The organism is Acrocarpospora corrugata (genome assembly GCF_009687845.1).
GTDB classification, from domain to species: Bacteria; Actinomycetota; Actinomycetes; order Streptosporangiales; family Streptosporangiaceae; genus Acrocarpospora; species Acrocarpospora corrugata.
The window spans coordinates 1-16,966 of sequence record NZ_BLAD01000041.1 but is presented as its reverse complement, the minus strand read 5'-3'; the positions used below and the strand labels follow the sequence as shown (position 1 = coordinate 16,966).

The following is a 16,966-nucleotide window of genomic DNA, read 5'->3' as shown; positions in this document are numbered from 1 at the left end:
TCGCCCATCCGAACGCGGACGGCGGGCAGATCCCGAAAAGTCAACAAAACCGGAGCAGATCCGAAACGTCAGCCGACGTGCGCGGGAGCCGGAGCGGGGGCCGGATGGGAATGATCAGGTGTCAGTCGGCTCAAGGTGATCGTTCCGCCGATGAGTAAGACGGTCGCGATTATCGCCGGAATCACATGCCCCACCCCCGTGGGCACCGGCTCACCAAGCAGCAGCGCCCCCGCCATCACCGACGTGATCGGATCGACAATCTGCACCCCGGCATACGCGATCCCGAAATATCCCACCGCGTAAGACTTCTGCAGCAGCACCACCGCACAGATCAGCAGCACCGGAATCGCCACCGTGAACCAGTGCAGCAGCCGGGCCATGTCCCCACCCAGCCCACCACCGACAACCCGCACGAACGTCGACACGGTAGCCGTGACCGACCCCGCCCCGACCGCCATCGCGAGCGCCTTCGCCGGCCCGCTCAGAAACCGCGCGATCGTGAAACAAATCCCCGTGAACACCCCGACCACCGCGAGCAGCCCGATCGCCGCCCCGTTGGACAACGACGGCACCACATCATGCGACGGAATCAGGAGCATCAAGCTGAGCAACCCCACCGCCACCGCCACCGAGCCCGTGATCTCACCCCGATGCGGACGCCGGCCGTGCAACCAGGCCGCCAACGGCACCGCGAACACGAGCGTCGCCACGCTGATCGGCTGAATCACGATGAGCGGCGCGAAACTCAGCGCCACCGCGTGCAGGGACGCCCCCGCAAAGCCGATGACCCCGCCGACCCACCACCGCGTCCGGCCCATAAGCCGCAACGTGGCCCCCAGGGCAACCGCCTCGCGCTGCTGCAAGGCGGCACCCAGCGCGTATCCAAGCGCCCCGACCAGGGCGATCGTAATCCCCACCCAGGTCATGGGCACCGGCCGAGGCTTAACGTGTCGGAGGTCACCCGTTTAGCTTAGGGACAAAGTGCGGTGCCCCCGACATCCATCTTCTGACCCGATCTTTACCCGTTCCATCCAGAACAACCACAAAACACCACAATCCACTCACGACCAGCAGACATCACCGACGAACACCCACCAACAACCGCCGCACCCGCCACCCAGGCAGCCGGCTGTCACCTCTCAGCGACAATTACGTCCGATTCACCTGGACGGCGGGCCGGGTTCAACCAGCGGGCGGAACGACCATGCTCCGAAGCGTGACCTGCCCTTCAGCAGGCCACGCCGACCCGCCCCCGGTTACCCGTCCTCGCGCGGCGGGCACACGTCGAACAGATGCCCCTCCGGGTCGGCCAGCGTCACCCAGCCCGTCCCCGCCTGGAACTCCGGCTTGGTCGCACCCAGCGCGACGTACTCCTCGACGGCCTTGTCCACATCCGCAACCCTGAAGTCCAGATGGAACTGCTTGTCCGGCCCCGGCCAGCTCGGCGCTTTCCGATCCGGTACGCGCTGGAAGTAGATACTTGTCGACCCGTCCCCGATCCCCGCGTACTCGTCCTCCGCGTACTGGACCTCGAACCCGGTGATCTTCGAATAGAACTCCGCCAGTGTCTTCGGCTCGGCGCAGTCGATGGTTACCGCTATCAGTTTCGCGATCGTCGTCATGTCACCGAGTCTCGCGCAGATACCTGTCAGGCCATGTCAGCTATAACAGCCATCGCCGCGTTCTTCCCGTTGAGCGCGATCACGCTGCCCCCGGGATGCGTCGCCGCACCACACAGATAGACCCCCGGAATCGGCGTGCGCGGAGTGAGCCGGTTCTCCCACATCTGATCGGGCCGCACCTCACCCTGGAAGATGTGCCCCCCGGTCAGCCCGACCCGGGCCTCGATGTCGGGCGCACCCAGCACCTCGTAGCTGATCAGGCAATCCTCGAAGTCAGGGGCGTACCGCCCGATCAGATCGATGAACTGCCGGGCCACTTCTTCCCGCCGTGTGTCCCAGTCCATCCCGTACGGCGCGTACTGCCCGAACACACTCACCAGGTGTTTGCCCTCAGGCGCCGGAGTCGGATCATGCGACGTCTGGAAGTAGATCTCCCCGAACCCCACCGCCGGCTCCCCGGCCGCGCAGCGTTCGAACGCCGACTGCGCCTCGTCGAGCGTGGAGATGACGTCCACCACGCCCCGCGCCATGAACGTCTCACCGGGCGCGGCGTTCCACGACGGCAGCCGGTCCAGCGCGGCGTTGAACTTCACCACCGGGCTGCGGATGTCCCATTCGTCGATCCTGCGGCGATAATCCGCAGGAACGTTACCGACCATGGTCATCAGGCGCTTGGGGTCGGCGTTGCTGACCACGGTCCTGGCCGCGATGAAGGTGCCGTCGTCGAGCCTTACCCCTTCGCCGGGCAGCACTTCGCCGACCGGGACCCCGGCGGCGAGCACCGCGCCCGCCTCGCGGGCGGCGTCGGCGATGGCGAAACTGACCATGCCCATGCCGCCTTTGACGTAGCCCCAGGCCGCGCCGTGGCCCTCGACCTCGCCGATGAAGTGCATCAGTTTGACGGCGGCCGTGCCGGGATCCTTGGGCCCGGCCCAGGTGCCGATGATGCCCTGCCCGTAAAGCGCGTCCCTGAGCCGCGTGTCGGACACGTACTCGCTGAGCACTTCCTCGATGGATGCCCGGAACAGCACGTCGATGAGGTGCTTGTCCCCGCCCAGCATCGCTTCCAGCTCGTCCCTGGACGGCGAATCCCCGGCCCAGGAGTCGCGGCGACCCTTCCTGAGCTTGATCCGCATCTGATCGAACATCTCTTCATAAGCGAAATATCCGGCGATGTCTTTGGGCGACACGCCCAAGTCCCGCAGCCCGGCCTCGGTGCGGTCGGGGTCCATCCACTGCGCGAACGCGGTGCCGTCGTCGAACGGGATCCACAGCTGCGGGTCCGCGAGATAGACCTCCAGGCCGCGCCGGTGCAAATCGAGTTCCCGGATGACGGTCTCGTCCAGCAGCCCGATCACGTACGCGCACGGGCTGATCACAAAACGCTGATCCGGGAATGGGCGCTCCAGCGTGGCGGCCCCGCCCAGCCGCTCCTTGGCCTCCAGAACCAGGACCGACTGCCCGGCCCTGGCCAGGTACGCGGCGCAGGTCAGCCCGTTATGTCCGCCCCCGACCACAATCGTGTCCCAGCGCCGCGCCGCCAGCGCGGACACCGGCTCCGGCAGGCCCACCCGGCCCAGCTGTGCGGCGATCTCATTCATACTCAATAGACTGACTGAATAGCCAGTCAAAGCGCAAGGGTCGCCTTGCGGCTAGCATCGGATCTTCCAGGGTTTCGCGAAATCGGACATCCTGGAACCGACCAATCGTGCGGCTCGTTGGAGCGGGCGTGGCCTCTCTACCACAGTTGATCAGGCGCTTCCTTGACAAACCGGGAAGCGTTGATCTTGCGCGCTTCGAGCGCGTTGTAGCCGGGGCCGCGGAGCACGAGCCCCGGATGCGCGATTTGTCATTCGATGAGCTCCGGACGGCCGCCCTCGCCGAAGCCACCTTCTGCGCCGCCGTGCGCGAGGTCGCCCACCGCACGATCGGCGAACGCCCCTACGACGTGCAGCTGCTGGGCACGCTCGCCATGCTGGCCGGACATGTCGTCGAAATGGGTACAGGCGAGGGCAAGACCCTCTCCGGTGCCCTGGCCGCCGCCGGGTTCGCGCTGCGCGGGCAGGGCGTGCACGCGATGTCCGTCAACGACTACCTGGCCCGCCGCGACGCCGAGTGGATGGAGCCGTTCTACACCGCGCTCGGCCTCACCGTCGGCTGGGTCTCGGAGACCTCCACCCCGGAGGAGCGCCGCGCCGCCTACGCCAAGGACGTCACCTACGCGGCGGTCAGCGAGATCGGCTTCGACCTGCTGCGCGACCGGATGCGGACCGACCCCGCCGAACTGGTGCAGCCGGTCCCCCAGGTGGCGCTGGTCGACGAGGCCGACTCGGTCCTGGTGGACGAGGCCAGGGTCCCGCTGGTGCTGGCCGGCGCCGCCGACCCCGGCGCCGCAGTCCCGGAGATGGCCGCGCTGGTCCGGCGGCTGTCCCGCGGCTACCACTACGAGATCGACGACGAGGGCCGCGCCGTCCACCTCACCGCCAAAGGCACCGACACGGTGGAAAAGGCGCTGAGCATCTCCTTGTACGACCATGCGGCCACCGTCACCGAAGTCAACCTGGCCCTGCACGCGCACGCCCTGCTCACCCGCGACGTCGACTACATCGTCAGGGACGGCCGCGTCCACCTGATCAACGCCTCCCGCGGCCGGGTCGCCCAGCTCCAGCGCTGGCCCGACGGTCTGCAGGCCGCCGTCGAGGCGAAGGAGAAGCTCTCCCCGTCGGAAACCGGCGAGATCCTCGACTCGATCACCATCCAGGGCCTGCTCACCCGCTATCCCACCATCGCCGGCATGACCGGCACCGCCGTCGCGGTCGGCGACAACCTGCGCGAGTTCTACGACCTCAAAGTGGCCGTCATCCCCCCGAACAAGCCGTGCGTCCGGATCGACGAACCCGACCGCGTCTACGCGACGACGATCGACAAGGAGATCGCGCTGGTCGAGGAGATCGCCGCCCAGCACGCCACCGGCCGCCCGATCCTGATCGGCACCCTGGATGTGGCCGAATCGGAGGAGCTGGACGCCCACCTCCGCGAGCGCGGCCTGGCCCCCGTCGTCCTGAACGCCAAGAACGACGCCGAGGAAGCCTCGATCATCGCCCAGGCCGGCGAACGCGGCGCGATCACCGTCTCCACCCAGATGGCCGGCCGCGGCACCGACATCCGCCTCGGCCCCGACGGCGTCGCCGAACTCGGCGGCCTGCTGGTGATCGGCACCGGCCGGCACACCAGCAGCCGCCTGGACAACCAGCTCCGCGGCCGGTCCGGCCGCCAGGGCGACCCCGGCGCGTCGGTCTTCTACGTCAGCGGCGACGACCAGCTCCTCACCGCGTACGCGCCGGACGAGGCGCTGCCGACCCCCGGCAGGGACCGCCAGATCCGCGACCGGCAGGCCGACTACCTGATCGGCCACGCCCAGCGCGTCGCCGAAGGCGTGAACGTCGAGATCCACCGCAATACCTGGCGCTACACCCGGGTGCTGGAGCAGCAGCGCCGCCAGATCCTGGAACACCGCGACAAGATCCTCTACGGCGAGGCCGGCGCGGAGGCCCTGGCCGAGGCCCGCCCCGAGCGCTACGCCGAACTGGTCGCCGCCAGCTCGGAAGCCGAGATCGCCGAAGCCGCCCGCCAGATCGTCCTGTTCCATCTCGACCAGTGCTGGACCGAGCATCTCGGCTTCCTCGGCGACCTGCGCGAAGGCATCCACCTGCGCGCCCTCGGCCGCCTCAACCCCATCGACGAGTTCAACCGCGAAGCCATTCCGGCCTACCGCAAACTCCTCCAGGAGATCGAAAGCCGCTCCACGGCCAGCTTCGCCGCGTACGACCCTGACCAGCCCCTGTCCGAACAAGGCATGAAACGCCCGACGGCGACGTGGACGTATCTGGTCTCGGACAACCCCTTCGGCTCCGACTGGGACCGAATCCTCAAGCGGGTCTCCAGCGCGATCAAGGGCACCCGCCGCCGCAAGGGCTGAATTATCCAGCAAAAAGCAGCATCACGGCGTCCGGTGCGTCTCTGAGATATGGAAGTCGAACTGCTCTCCGTCGGGGAGCCTGGCGTCCGAGCCTCGGTAGACGTGGCCGCGATCTTCGCGGCCCACCAGCTCGGACTGGTACGGCTGGCCTTGATGATGGTCGGCGATCGGGCCACGGCCGAAGACGTCGTGCAGGAGGCGTTCGCGCGCACCCACGCCGGTCGGAAGCGCCTGCGCGATCCGGACAGAGCGCTGGCCTATGTGCGATCCGCCGTACTCAACGGGTGTAGATCGGTGCTCAGAAAACGCAGGGTGGCGGTTCGGCGGGTGGTGCCGTACGAGCCGCCGATCTGGTCGGCCGAGAGCGCCGCGCTGGTCGGCGAGGACCGGCGGGAAGTGCTCCTGGCCCTGCGGGAACTGCCGCGACGCCAGCGTGAGGCGCTGATTCTGCGCTACTACTTCGACCTCTCCGATCTGGAGATCGCGGAGACCATGGGGATCGGCGCCAGCGGCGCGCGGTCCACGATCGCACGAGGTCTGGCCGCGCTCGGCCGGGCGCTGGGGGAGGACGCATGAGAACCGAGGACCGGCTGCGCGACGCGCTCGACGAGGCAGGCCGGACGGTGGGCCCCGCCACCCTGCGGACGCTGGTGGCTCCACGACGACGCCTGATCACCGGGCGGACGCTCGCCGTCGCCATGACGACGTTGCTACTGGCCGGCGGAACGGCCGCCTTCCTCCAGGTGAGGGAGACGAACGAGCAGCTGCGCACGATGACGATGGGATTCCCCATGCTCGTCCACGAACATCGCCCCGGCGACCCGGAGCTATCCGTCTACCTCTGTCCGGAAGAATCACCCTTCCCCGTCTGCCAGACGAACGGAGCCGCGACGTCCGAGCAGAAGGTGAACATCGAGCAGGCGCTCAGGGCGATGCCTCAGGTCGCATCAGTCACCTTCAAGGATCACCAGACGTCCTACGACGAATTCATCCGCAAGGAAGCCAATGCCACGCTGGCCCGCGTCGTCGAGCCCTCCGACCTTCCCGAGTCGTTCTGGCTGAAGATGAAAGAGGACGTCGACTGGACGCCCACCATCCAAGCGGCCAAGGGTCTGCCCGGCGTGTCCAATGTCGTCAACCAGAAGTGCTTCAACGACTTCGGACCCGATGACCCGCGAATCCTGCGGTGCCAGACGCTTCTGTACCTGGAGGACGGGTCGTTTCTGGTGTCCTGAGACACCTCGCTCAGGGCTTGCGGGCGACGCCGCCAAGGACGATTCGTTCCCAGGGGGCCAGCTCGTGGGGCTCGTCGGGGTGCCAGCCCGCGAGGTGGACGATGCCGGGTTCGACCAGGTCCAGGCCCTCGAAGAAGCCCTCGATGGCGGTGCGGGTGCGGAACCAGCCGGTGCCGACCGCGAGCTGGAAGGCCTGCTGGAGGGCGATCGTGGTGGCCTCGCCGGAGGCGTGCATGTTGGTGGCGACCAGGTGGCTGCCGGGGGCGAGTTTGTCCATGTAGCCGCGGACTATGCCCTGGGGGTCGTCGGTGTCCGGGTAGAGGTGCAGGATGCCGGCGGCCAGCAGGGCGACCGGGCGGGTCAGGTCGAGCAGGGTGCGGACCTCCGGGTGGCCCAGGACGAGTTCGGGGCGGCGCATGTCGGCGCGGATCAGCGCGGTGGTCTCGCGCAGCGGGGTGCCGGCTTCGTCGACCAGGAGGCGGGCGTGGGCGAGGACCATGGGGTCGGTGTCCACGTAGGCGACCCTGATTCCGGGGTCCATCACGCGCAGCGTGTCGTGGGTGGCGCGGACGGCCGCCAGGCCAGCCCCCGAGGAGACGTCGAGGAACTGCCGGATGCCCGCCCGGTGGAGGTGGTGGAGCGCGCGCCCGACGAACGCCTGATTGCTCAGCGCCATCTTGCCGATGTCCGGCAGGATCTGCGCGAGCCGGTCGGCCACCGCGCGGTCGACCTCGAAGTTCTCCTTGCCCCCGAGCAGCGCGTCGTGCACGCGGGTGGCGCTCGGCGTGCGGGGCCCTGTTCCAGCCGGAATCATCGCTGACACCTCCGATACCCAGCGGATCGTATCTCAGCGAACCCACAGTGTGACGACGCACCATAATTCCACCCGGATGCTTGACACCTCGTCATATCACGATCTTCAGATGGTCAGAACCATTCGATCGCGTGTTCTAAGATTCAGGCAGGCCATCGCACGACGGGAGAGCAGCGTGATGCGGAAGATCGTTCTTTGGATGTCGGTGTCCATCGACGGGTTCTTCGAAGGGCCGAACCATGATCTGGACTGGCATCTGGTCGATGACGAGCTGCACTGGTTCTTCAACCGGGAGCTCGCGAAGATGGGCGCCTTCCTCAATGGGCGGGTCACCTACGAGCTGATGGCCGAGTTCTGGCCGACCGCCGACCAGGCTCCCGACGTGTCGCCGCCCATGGCGGAATTCGCGCGGATCTGGCGGGAGATGCCCAAGATCGTCTACTCCACGACACTGGACCGGGTCGACTGGAACTCCACCCTGGTCCGCGCGGTCGTTCCCCAGGAGGTCCTGGAACTCAAGGCGCGACCGGGCGGCGACCTGGCGGTCGGCGGAGCCACCCTCGCCGCCGAGTTCATGCGCCACGACCTGATCGACGAATACTGGCTCTTCGTCCACCCGATCGTGCTCGGCGAGGGAACACCCCTGTTCCAGGTCCCGGAGACGCGGACGAAGCTCCGGCTGACCGAGACCAGGGCCTTCGGCAACGGCGTGGTCCTCCTCCGCTACCGGCGGCCCGCGGTCGACTGAGGGGCTGACCTGCATCGACAAATCCGGCCGCGTGAAAGTTTCACGGCCGGTTGACGGGCGGGGCGTCAGCTCGCAAGATCGTGGTGCCTTCTGGTCAGGAGCGGGCTTCGAGTGAGAACCATCTTCGAGGCGAGGACCATCGATGCCGAAAACGCTCCTGCGATCCGCGGCGGCCGTCCTGCTGACGCTGACCGCCCTGCACGTTCCCCCGACGTACGCCGATGAGATCCCCCCGGTCGCCGTGACCGTCAACGCGCGGGCCGCGCTCGCGACCGTCCCCGACACCGGTATCGGCACCAACCACGCGATCTGGGACAGCTATCTGGGCACCAACGAGACCGCCGACCGGCTCAAGGACGCGGGCATGCAGCTGCTCCGCTACCCCGGCGGCTCCTACTCCGACATCTACCACTGGGCCGACCACACCGCCCCCGGCGGCTACGTGGCCCCCGGCACCGACTTCGACACCTTCATGAGCGCCGCCCGCCGTACCGGGGCGAAGCCGATGGTGACCGCCAACTACGGCACCGGCACCGCCGCGGAGGCCGCCGCCTGGGTCCGCTACAGCAACGTGACCAAGGGTTACGGCGTGAAGTACTGGGAGATCGGCAACGAGATCTACGGCAACGGCCACTACGGCTCGGCCTGGGAGGCCGACGACCACGCCGACAAGAGCCCGGCCGAGTACGCGCGCAACGTGGTGGCGTACGCCGACGCGATGAAGGCCGTCGACCCGACGATCAAGATCGGCGCGGTGCTGACCACGGCCGCCAACTGGCCCGACGGGATCGTCGCGGGCGGCGACGACGGGACCTGGAACAAGGTCGTCCTGTCCCTGGCCGGATCGAAGATCGACTTCGTGATCCTGCACTGGTATCCCGGCGCCTACGACAAGGCCGCCCAGATCACCGACATGATCCAGCTCACCCGCCGGCAGATCACCGCCCACGCCGGGGCGGGTTCCGACCGGATCGGCATCGCCGTCACCGAGTTCAACACCGGGACCAGCGGCAACGGGGAGAACACCCAGCCCGGCGCGCTGGCCGCCGCCGACGCGTATGCCACGCTGCTGGCCAACGGCGTGTTCACGGTGGATTGGTGGAACGTCCACAACGGCATCGGCAGCGTCCGGCAGATCGAGGGGCAGACCGACTACGGCGACTTCGGCCTGCTGTCCAACGCCACCTGCACGGCCGACGGCAGCACCTGCGAGCCAGCGGTGAACACGCCGTTCGCGCCGTACTACGGGCTGCAGATGATGAGCCGGTTCGTCCGTCCCGGCGACCAGTTCGTCAAGGCCGCCACCGGTCAGGCGAAGGTCACCGCGCACGCCGCCCGCCGCCCCAACGGGGACCTGGCGGTGCTGCTGATCAACGCCTCCACTGACACCGCCTACCCGGTGACCATCGGCTACGCCGGGTTCAGCCCGGCCGCCGGAGCGCCCAGCGTGCTGACCCACGTCAACGGCGGCACCGCCATCACCACCTCGGCCGCGGGCAGCGCCACCAGCCAGACTCTTCCGCCGCTCTCCCTGACCACGATCATCGTCCATCCCTCTTCTGCCCAGACCGGTCTGCCCGGCGCGCCGGGACAGCCCGCGGCCTCCGCCGTGACCGACACGGCCGCGACCATCTCCTGGCCCGCCGCCACCCCCGGCAGCCGCCCGATCGTGAAGTACGAGGTCCACCGCCAGAGCGGCGGCCAGTTCGGGGAGACCGCCGGCACGTCTTTCACTGTGCACAACCTCACGCCCGGCACCCGCCACACCGTCAACGTGATCGCCCGCGACTCCGGCGGCGGCGTCTCGTGGGCCTCCCCGCCGCTGACCTTCACCACCGGCACGCCCGCCACCAGCTCCTGCTCGGTGAAGCTGAGCGACCAGTCCAACTGGGGCAGCGGCTACGTCGGCTCGATCGACATCACCAACAACGGCGCGGCGGTCAGCAGCTGGACCCTCGGCTTCAGCTGGCCGAGGACCTGGCAGAGCCTGGACGGCGGCTGGAACGCCACCTGGACGCAGACCGGCTCCAACGTCCAGGTCGTCGGCGGCGCACTGGCCGCCGGCGCGTCCACGAACATCGGGTTCGTCGGCAGTTACAGCGGCCCGAACGTGCTGCCGTCCGTCTTCACGCTGAACGGAACGGTCTGCACGACTCTCTAGGAAGAGCGATCGTCCCTGGGACCTGAGGTGGTCCCAGGGATGATCAGCGGTGCCGGCCGCGGGCGGGGCGGCTGACGCGCCGGACCCCGGCGGTCGCGACGGCGAACAGGAGCAGCACGCTGACGACGCCGGCGACGGGGACCTCGTGGGTGGGCGTCTCGCCGGCCGCGTTCTGGAGGGCGGGGGTAGCGGTGCCCACGGCCGTCGGGTGGGCCTTCTTGGTGGCCACCGCTTTCGCGGCGGGCGCGACCGCGCAGATCTTGGTCACTTCGGAGAGATCGGCGGTCGGAAACTTGGGGGTGGGGGCTTCGGGGGCCGAGCTGTCGCGCATGTTGTAGGCGCCGCTGGAGAAGGGCGCGGGGGCGCCCTTCTTGCCCAGGCCGGGACCCCACTTGGTGATCACATAGTCGATCTTGATGTGGCCCTGGCCACCGCTGACGGTCAGGCTGGAGTGGTTCCAGTCGCCGCCGGTCAGCTCGGCGAAAGTCTGGCCGTCCAGATCGAGCATGATCCCGCTGCCCGACGGGTTGCCCGGTCCCCGGTCGCCGACGAAGAAGTCGGCTTTGCGGCCGTTGTAGATGACGTAGCCCTTGGTGCCCATCGGCCAGCTGGGGCTGGCGGCCATGCCCTTCTGCATGGGCTTGCCGGAGGCGGGCATGCCGGTGTCGCCGTTGACGCCCGAGCCGTCGTCCCAGAAGTAGGAGGCGACGGTGTTGCCGTGGAACAGCGGGGTTTCGACCTGCTTGGGCACGCCGTACCCGGCGAAGTCCGATTCGGGGCGGGTGACCCGCTGGACCTTGCCGTGCAGGGCTTCGATGGTGGTGACCCGGCCGTCGGCGGCCTGCTCGACGATGCCGACCTGGGCGTCCTGCTTGAGGAAGGCGACGGCGCCGGGCTGGGGCTGGGCGGACCAGGCCTTCTGGGTCTTGAACCAGGCCTGGTGGTCGGGGGTGTGGGCGAACTTGCCGACGGACTTGGTCACGCCGGCGGTGCTGGCTGCCCATGAGACGAAAGAATCGCACCAGGGGGCGTGGGCGAAGCCGGCGGAGGCGCCGGCCGCGTACCAGGTGCCGTACTTGCTGTTCTTACCGTGTGCGACTGTGTAGCCCAGCTCCTGCCGGGCCGCATCGAGCAGCTTGTCCGCGATGCTGGAAATGGGGGTCTCCTGGGGGGTTGGGTCACGGCCGAGTAACCGGACATTAATCACAACACCCCCCAAAACACAAAAAACCGTGACAAACTTTACTTTTGGTTTGGAATGCATGCGGGAGAGCAGTGGACAGGGGCACCCCCGGCCTGAGGAGGAGCCCATGGTCAGCACGAGCCCTGTACACAAGATCGCCAGAAGCGTGGCGGAACACCCGGTTTTGGACCGGGCCGCGAAGATTGGATTTGCCGCGAGAGGCGTGCTTTACGGGCTTATCGGGTTGGTCGCGCTGCAGATCGGCCTGGGCAGCGGGACCGGTGAGGAAGCCGACAAGAGCGGCGCGATCCACCTGGTGGCGAGCCGCCCGCTGGGCGAGCTGCTGCTGTGGATCATGGCGTTCGGGCTGGCCGGACTCGCCCTCTGGCAGGTCGGTGAAATGATCTTCGGCTCACCCGAGACGATGGAACGCGTCGAGGCGGCCGGCCGGGTCGTCATGTACGTCGCCCTGGTGATCTCGCTACTCGGCCTGCTGCTGTACGGCAAGAGCGCGACCTCGACCGACGACCAGTCCAAGGACCTCACCCGGCTGCTGTTCGACCTGCCGGCCGGGCCGATCCTCGTCGGGCTGCTCGGGCTGGGGCTGGTGGCGCTCGGGGTGTACTCGATCCGGGAAGGCTGGACCGAGCGGTTCATGCGGCACATGAACGTCACCGAGGCGCGAGCGCGGTCCACCGTGGTGCGGCTCGGCAAGGCTGGATATATCGCCCGTGGGATGATCGCTGTCGCGGCCGGCGGCCTCATCTGCCAGGCCGCTCTCACCTACGACCCGGACAAGGCGGTCGGAATCGACGGCGCGCTGCGGGCCCTGGCGGACACGCCCGTGGGGCCGTGGCTGCTCGTCGTGGTCGCGATCGGCGTGATGCTCTTCGCGGTGTACTGCTTCGCCGAGGCACGCTGGTACCGGACCTGAGTCAGACCAGCAGCATGATCTCCCAACTGCCCGGATCATCGGTGTACGCGGCGAGTGGCCGGCCGGTCAGCGCCTCCAGGAACTCGAGGTCGATCGGGCACACGCTCGGCGAGAACCCGCGGAAGCTCTGCACGCAGTCGGCGCCGAGGAGTTCCTTCAGGCGGGCGCGGTAGGCGAGAATCCGGTCGAACGGGATCTCATCGTCGTCCGGTACGGACCCGGAGAACTCGGCCGCGAGAGTGGCCACGCCTTCGGCGAGGGCGGGCAAGGGCCCCAGAACGGTGGCGAAACGCTCGCGGTCATGATCGATGGCGTACCAGGTGTGTTCGCGGCTGACCGAATCGTCCAGGTCGCCGTACGTCGCGAGGACCAGCACGGGGAGGGTCAGCCCGGCCTCGGTCACCGGACGGTGCTCGGGTTCTTCCTGGTCGGCCACCTGCCGCTGGTATTCGGCGATGGTGACGAACGGCCCGAACTCAAAGCTCGCGGGCGCCGGCTCGTAGGCTGGCTCGAGCTCGGGCTCGCGGTCGTCGGAGTTGGCGGCGATGACGAGGAGCCGCACGTCGTCCGCTTCGGGGATGGCGACCTGTTCGTCGGTGAGCGCGGCCAGGCAGTCGAGGTCGATCGGGAAGCGGGCCTCGCTCCACCAGCGGTAGCTGACCGCGCAGTCGGCCCCGAGGAATTCGCGGAGCCTGTCCCGGTATTCGATGGTCTGATTGAGGTCCGCGAACGCGATGTTAGAACGGTGATAAGCCGCCGCCAACTGGGCCAGACCTTCCGGGGAGCGGGGGCGCAGGATGGTGAGAATGTCAGCGTTGTGGGAGCAGAAGATCCCGTCGGAGAAGTTCTTCGCGGCCAGCCATTCCCGGTCCTGCGGCAGTTCCTGCGGGTCGTAGACGACCAGGGCGAGCACGGGCAGCTCGATGCCGTAAGCCTCAAGCGGCTGGTAGGGGCCTCGGTCCCAGTCGGCGGCCGGGCTGTGGCGGACTCCGAGGGCGTCCAGCCGGATGATTTCTTCGGCGGAGATGGCGGAGTCGTCATCGCCCCAATCGGGATAATGCTCATGAGCGATCGCACGCCAGTCGGTCACCAGCCCACGCTATCTACCGCGGATCGGGCGGAACAGGGCTTGCGCTGAGCAGGGTATGGCTGGCCGATCGTTCCAGTTCGGTAATGCGGACGTCGGCGCATCCGGCTTTCATCAGCCAGCCGGACAATTCCTCTGTTGGGTGGAGGCGTCCGCCCTGGGTGAGCCACAGGTTGAGCGCGAATCCGTCCGTGAAGGCCGCTTCGGCGACACCGCCGCGTGGCTGGCTGGTCGTTTCCAGGATATGGATGACGCCGCCGGGCTGAAGTGCGCGGACCGCGGTGTGGACGATGGTTTCGGCTTGGTGGGCGGGGAATCCGTGGAGCACGTTGAACAGCAGGATCACGTCGGGACTTAGTCCGGAAAAATCGGGATTCGCGAGGTCGATTGGGTGGGTGGGGTTTTCTCCGTAGGGGTCGAGTGCTGAGGGGAGATCGGCGATTGTCGCCGTGAGGGTGGGGTGCCGGTCGCGGAAGGCGGTCGCGTACCAGCCGTGGCCGCCGCCGACGTCCAGGAGGTTGCGGGCATTCTCCGGAACTGAGGCGAGATTGAGCACTTCCGGGATCATCCATTCGGCCAGGCCACGTTGCAGCGACTGGAACAGCCCCAATTCGAACGGCCGGTCGCCGAGCCAGGTGTAGAAGTCCGCCCTCGGGCCGCAGGCGATGGATTCCGCCAGGTCCGACCAGTATTCGGAGACTATCGCCGACCAGAGCCGGAGCGCGGTGCCGTACCCCGTTCCGAGCCACGCCTTGGTGGTCGGCAGGACGAAATATCGGCCTTCGGCGTCGCATGTCAGATATCCAGCTGTGGTCAGGAAGGCCAGCAGCAGCTCCAGCCCGTCCTGATCCGCGTTGAGCGAATCGGCCACCTCCGCCGCCTTGTACGGCTTCGCGCACAGCATCGGGAAGACACCCAGCCGGAGCGCGGTCACGGCCGCCTGGTTCGCCATCGACCCGACGAGATCGAGCAGGGCGGCGGGCGCTTCGCCGGTGGTGTGGAAACGGGCGGCTTCGTCCGGAGGAAGATCGAGTGGCATGTCAGGCCACCGCCGGGGCCAGGGTCTCCACCCGGCGAAGGCGGGGAACGGTGAGGACGGCCACCGCGACGGCGGCCAGGACGAGGGCGTCCAGCAGGATCAGGAACGCGATCCCGCGCCCGGGTCCGGTTCCGATCAGCGCGCCGATATTTCCGGATAAAGCGCCGCCGGGACTGAGCAGGGGTTCCGTCACGTATTCGGCGAGGGGCCCCGCCAGCAGGTACGCGAACGGGGTCGCCGCGCCGCCGATCGTGTGCGCGGTCCCCATCACCCGGCCGAGCGCGTCCGGTTCGACCTTGCTCTGCAGCACCGCGTTGCCGGTGCCGTGCACGACCGGAAGCGTGAACAGGAAGCAGGCCGCCGCGACGCCGACCAGCAGCGCCGACGGCTGGATCGTGTGCAGCACCAGGAAGGCGCTGCCGAGCAGCATGAACAGACCCATGCCGCGGATCCGGCGTTTCGGGCCTCCCCACACGCCCATCACCAGGCCGCCGACGAAGACGCCGGCCCCGCCCGCGAACATGAGCACGCCCAGCACCCCCGGTGACCCGAACGACAGGATCAGCGGCTGGATCAGCACCCCCGCGATCGCGAAGGTGAAGTTGAACCCCGTGAACGCCAGCACGATGGCAAGCAGATCGCGCCGTTCCCTGAGGTAGCGCCAGCCGTACGAAAGATCGGCCAGAGGCGCGTTGACCGACCCGCCGCCCGGCGGTCTGAGCACCGCGGCCGGCAACCGCAGCACGACCAGCGTGCCGACCGCGATCGCGAACGTGACCAGATCGAGGACGAGCACCCCCGCCATCCCGATCGCCGCCAGCAACGCCCCCGCCGCCAGCGGCGCCGCGATCTGAGCCGCGACGTTGATCTGCATGAATCCGTTGGCCCTGGCCAGATGCCGCTCCGGAATGAGCAACGGCGTCATCGCCTGATAAGTCGTCATGTGTACGGTCCCGCAGATCGCCCCCACGAACGATCCGACGCAGATATGCCAGACCTGAAGACTGCCCGAATACAGCAGCAACGCCTGAACCCCGGTGCTGACCGACGTCAAGCAGTCGCTCACGATGAGCACCCGCCGCCGGTCGAACCGATCGACGATCACCCCCGCGAACGGCCCCACCAGAATCGCCGGAATCAGCCCCGACAGCATGACCAGGGCGAACAGCGTGGTCGAACTCGTCGTCTGATAAACCCAGACGCCCAGCACGAACCCCGTCAGGCTCGACCCCACCCCCGAGAGCAGCGACGAGCACCACACAATCCCGAACCGGATCAGATCAGACACATCGCCTCCAGGTAGGCACGAATGAGCCCCCGATCGGCAGGCGGGCAGACAATCCCCGCCTCAGCCAGAACCCGCTCCGTACGCGAACAATCGAACACCGGCCGAGAGAACACCGGCGTCTCCTCCGAAAGCACCGTCGCGAACGGCGCGATAGGCAATTCCGCCAACCGCCCGACAACGGCCTCCCGCCACTCTCGCCACGGAACCAGCCGCGCCCCCAAGACCTCGGCTATCTCCCCATAGCAAATGGTCGCGGAATTGTAATAGTGATAATCCTCCCCCGCCGGCCGGCCCAGCAGATACACAATCGCATCCGCGACATAATCCACCGGCGCGACATCCTCCTCATACGGAAGATCAGGCACCATCGACACCCGAGCACAAGTAGCAAGCAGCCGCGAGAAATAATCCCCATCATTCCCCACCCCGGTACGGCTGTCGCCCCCAATCCGCGCCGGCCGATGCACAGAAACCGGAACCCCCCGCCGCCGCGCTTCCGCCATCAACCGATCCGCCACCCACTTACTCTGGTTATACCCCCCACGCACCCCCGCCGGATCCACCGGCTCATCCACCTCGGTAACCCGAACCCCCCGATACGCATCCCCCAAATGCACCCCCAACGTCGAAACATAATGCACCGGAATACCACCCCCCAACGCAGCCAACCGAAGCACCTCAACGCTCCCCCCAACATTGACCGCCTTCAACGCCCCATAACTCTCGGCAAAATTAATCACCCCACCGTTATGACAAATAACATCAACCTCCCCCGCCAACTCCGCAAACCTCTCCACCCCCAGCCCGAACATCGGCAACCCAAGATCCCCCACCACCACATCACATCCCTCAGGCCGCCCCGACCCACCCCTAACC

The 16,966-nt window shown here is 67.8% G+C and carries 15 protein-coding genes; 6 read left to right on the top strand and 9 right to left on the bottom strand.

The window, feature by feature from the left end; translation table 11 throughout:
- Window positions 1-68: 68 nt before the first annotated feature.
- From Acor_RS08555 to Acor_RS08545, 3 genes are all read right to left on the bottom strand, one after another.
- On the bottom strand, window positions 69-926 hold the full coding sequence (locus Acor_RS08555; RefSeq protein WP_155336030.1) for a DMT family transporter: 858 nt from the start codon (window positions 924-926) through the stop codon (window positions 69-71).
- A 330-nt stretch (window positions 927-1,256) separates the two neighbouring features.
- Window positions 1,257-1,622 (bottom strand): VOC family protein, encoded by a 366-nt coding sequence (locus Acor_RS08550; RefSeq protein ID WP_155336029.1) that lies wholly within the window; start codon window positions 1,620-1,622, stop codon window positions 1,257-1,259.
- Between the two features lie 26 nt (window positions 1,623-1,648).
- Entirely contained in the window at window positions 1,649-3,223 is a 1,575-nt protein-coding gene (locus Acor_RS08545) for a phytoene desaturase family protein (protein WP_155336028.1), read from the bottom strand.
- A 128-nt stretch (window positions 3,224-3,351) separates the two neighbouring features.
- Here Acor_RS08545 and secA2 point away from each other — a divergent pair, with 128 nt between their 5' ends.
- The 3 genes from secA2 to Acor_RS08530 are packed head-to-tail and all read left to right on the top strand — an operon-like array spanning window position 3,352 to window position 6,836.
- Window positions 3,352-5,601, top strand: coding sequence for an accessory Sec system translocase SecA2 (gene secA2 / locus Acor_RS08540; protein WP_155336027.1), 2,250 nt, complete (start codon window positions 3,352-3,354; stop codon window positions 5,599-5,601).
- A 48-nt stretch (window positions 5,602-5,649) separates the two neighbouring features.
- A complete protein-coding gene (locus Acor_RS08535) occupies window positions 5,650-6,177 on the top strand; it encodes a SigE family RNA polymerase sigma factor (RefSeq protein ID WP_155336026.1) in 528 nt (175 codons plus the stop codon).
- Window positions 6,174-6,836, top strand: coding sequence for a permease-like cell division protein FtsX (locus Acor_RS08530; protein WP_155336025.1), 663 nt, complete (start codon window positions 6,174-6,176; stop codon window positions 6,834-6,836). Before Acor_RS08535 ends, Acor_RS08530 begins: the two co-directional genes overlap by 4 nt.
- 10 nt (window positions 6,837-6,846) lie before the next feature.
- Here Acor_RS08530 and Acor_RS08525 read toward each other — a convergent pair whose 3' ends face one another.
- Window positions 6,847-7,650, bottom strand: a complete 804-nt coding sequence (locus Acor_RS08525; RefSeq protein WP_155336024.1) for an SAM-dependent methyltransferase — start codon at window positions 7,648-7,650, stop codon at window positions 6,847-6,849.
- A 178-nt stretch (window positions 7,651-7,828) separates the two neighbouring features.
- Here Acor_RS08525 and Acor_RS08520 point away from each other — a divergent pair, with 178 nt between their 5' ends.
- On the top strand, window positions 7,829-8,398 hold the full coding sequence (locus Acor_RS08520) for a dihydrofolate reductase family protein (protein WP_155336232.1): 570 nt from the start codon (window positions 7,829-7,831) through the stop codon (window positions 8,396-8,398).
- Between the two features lie 142 nt (window positions 8,399-8,540).
- On the top strand, window positions 8,541-10,559 hold the full coding sequence (locus tag Acor_RS08515; protein WP_155336023.1) for a cellulose binding domain-containing protein: 2,019 nt from the start codon (window positions 8,541-8,543) through the stop codon (window positions 10,557-10,559).
- Between the two features lie 43 nt (window positions 10,560-10,602).
- On the opposite strand, the gene Acor_RS45865 is transcribed toward Acor_RS08515, so the two are convergent.
- Window positions 10,603-11,766 (bottom strand): CHAP domain-containing protein, encoded by a 1,164-nt coding sequence (locus Acor_RS45865; RefSeq protein ID WP_170316851.1) that lies wholly within the window; start codon window positions 11,764-11,766, stop codon window positions 10,603-10,605.
- Between the two features lie 55 nt (window positions 11,767-11,821).
- Here Acor_RS45865 and Acor_RS08505 point away from each other — a divergent pair, with 55 nt between their 5' ends.
- Window positions 11,822-12,676 (top strand): DUF1206 domain-containing protein, encoded by an 855-nt coding sequence (locus Acor_RS08505; RefSeq protein ID WP_422664794.1) that lies wholly within the window; start codon window positions 11,822-11,824, stop codon window positions 12,674-12,676.
- 1 nt (window position 12,677) lies between these two features.
- On the opposite strand, the gene Acor_RS08500 is transcribed toward Acor_RS08505, so the two are convergent.
- The 4 genes from Acor_RS08500 to Acor_RS08485 are packed head-to-tail and all read right to left on the bottom strand — an operon-like array spanning window position 12,678 to window position 16,929.
- Window positions 12,678-13,766 carry a hypothetical protein gene (locus Acor_RS08500; protein WP_155336020.1) on the bottom strand — a complete coding sequence of 363 codons (1,089 nt, stop codon included), beginning with the start codon at window positions 13,764-13,766 and terminating at the stop codon, window positions 12,678-12,680.
- 13 nt (window positions 13,767-13,779) lie between these two features.
- Window positions 13,780-14,802 carry a methyltransferase gene (locus tag Acor_RS08495; protein WP_155336019.1) on the bottom strand — a complete coding sequence of 341 codons (1,023 nt, stop codon included), beginning with the start codon at window positions 14,800-14,802 and terminating at the stop codon, window positions 13,780-13,782.
- Window position 14,803: 1 nt separating this feature from the next.
- Window positions 14,804-16,090 carry an MFS transporter gene (locus tag Acor_RS08490; protein ID WP_170316850.1) on the bottom strand — a complete coding sequence of 429 codons (1,287 nt, stop codon included), beginning with the start codon at window positions 16,088-16,090 and terminating at the stop codon, window positions 14,804-14,806.
- The gene (locus Acor_RS08485) at window positions 16,078-16,929 is read right to left on the bottom strand and encodes an SDR family oxidoreductase (RefSeq protein WP_246238505.1); all 852 of its coding nucleotides are present in this window, start codon (window positions 16,927-16,929) and stop codon (window positions 16,078-16,080) included. The genes Acor_RS08490 and Acor_RS08485 overlap by 13 nt, the downstream gene beginning before the upstream one ends.
- Window positions 16,930-16,966: the final 37 nt, after the last annotated feature.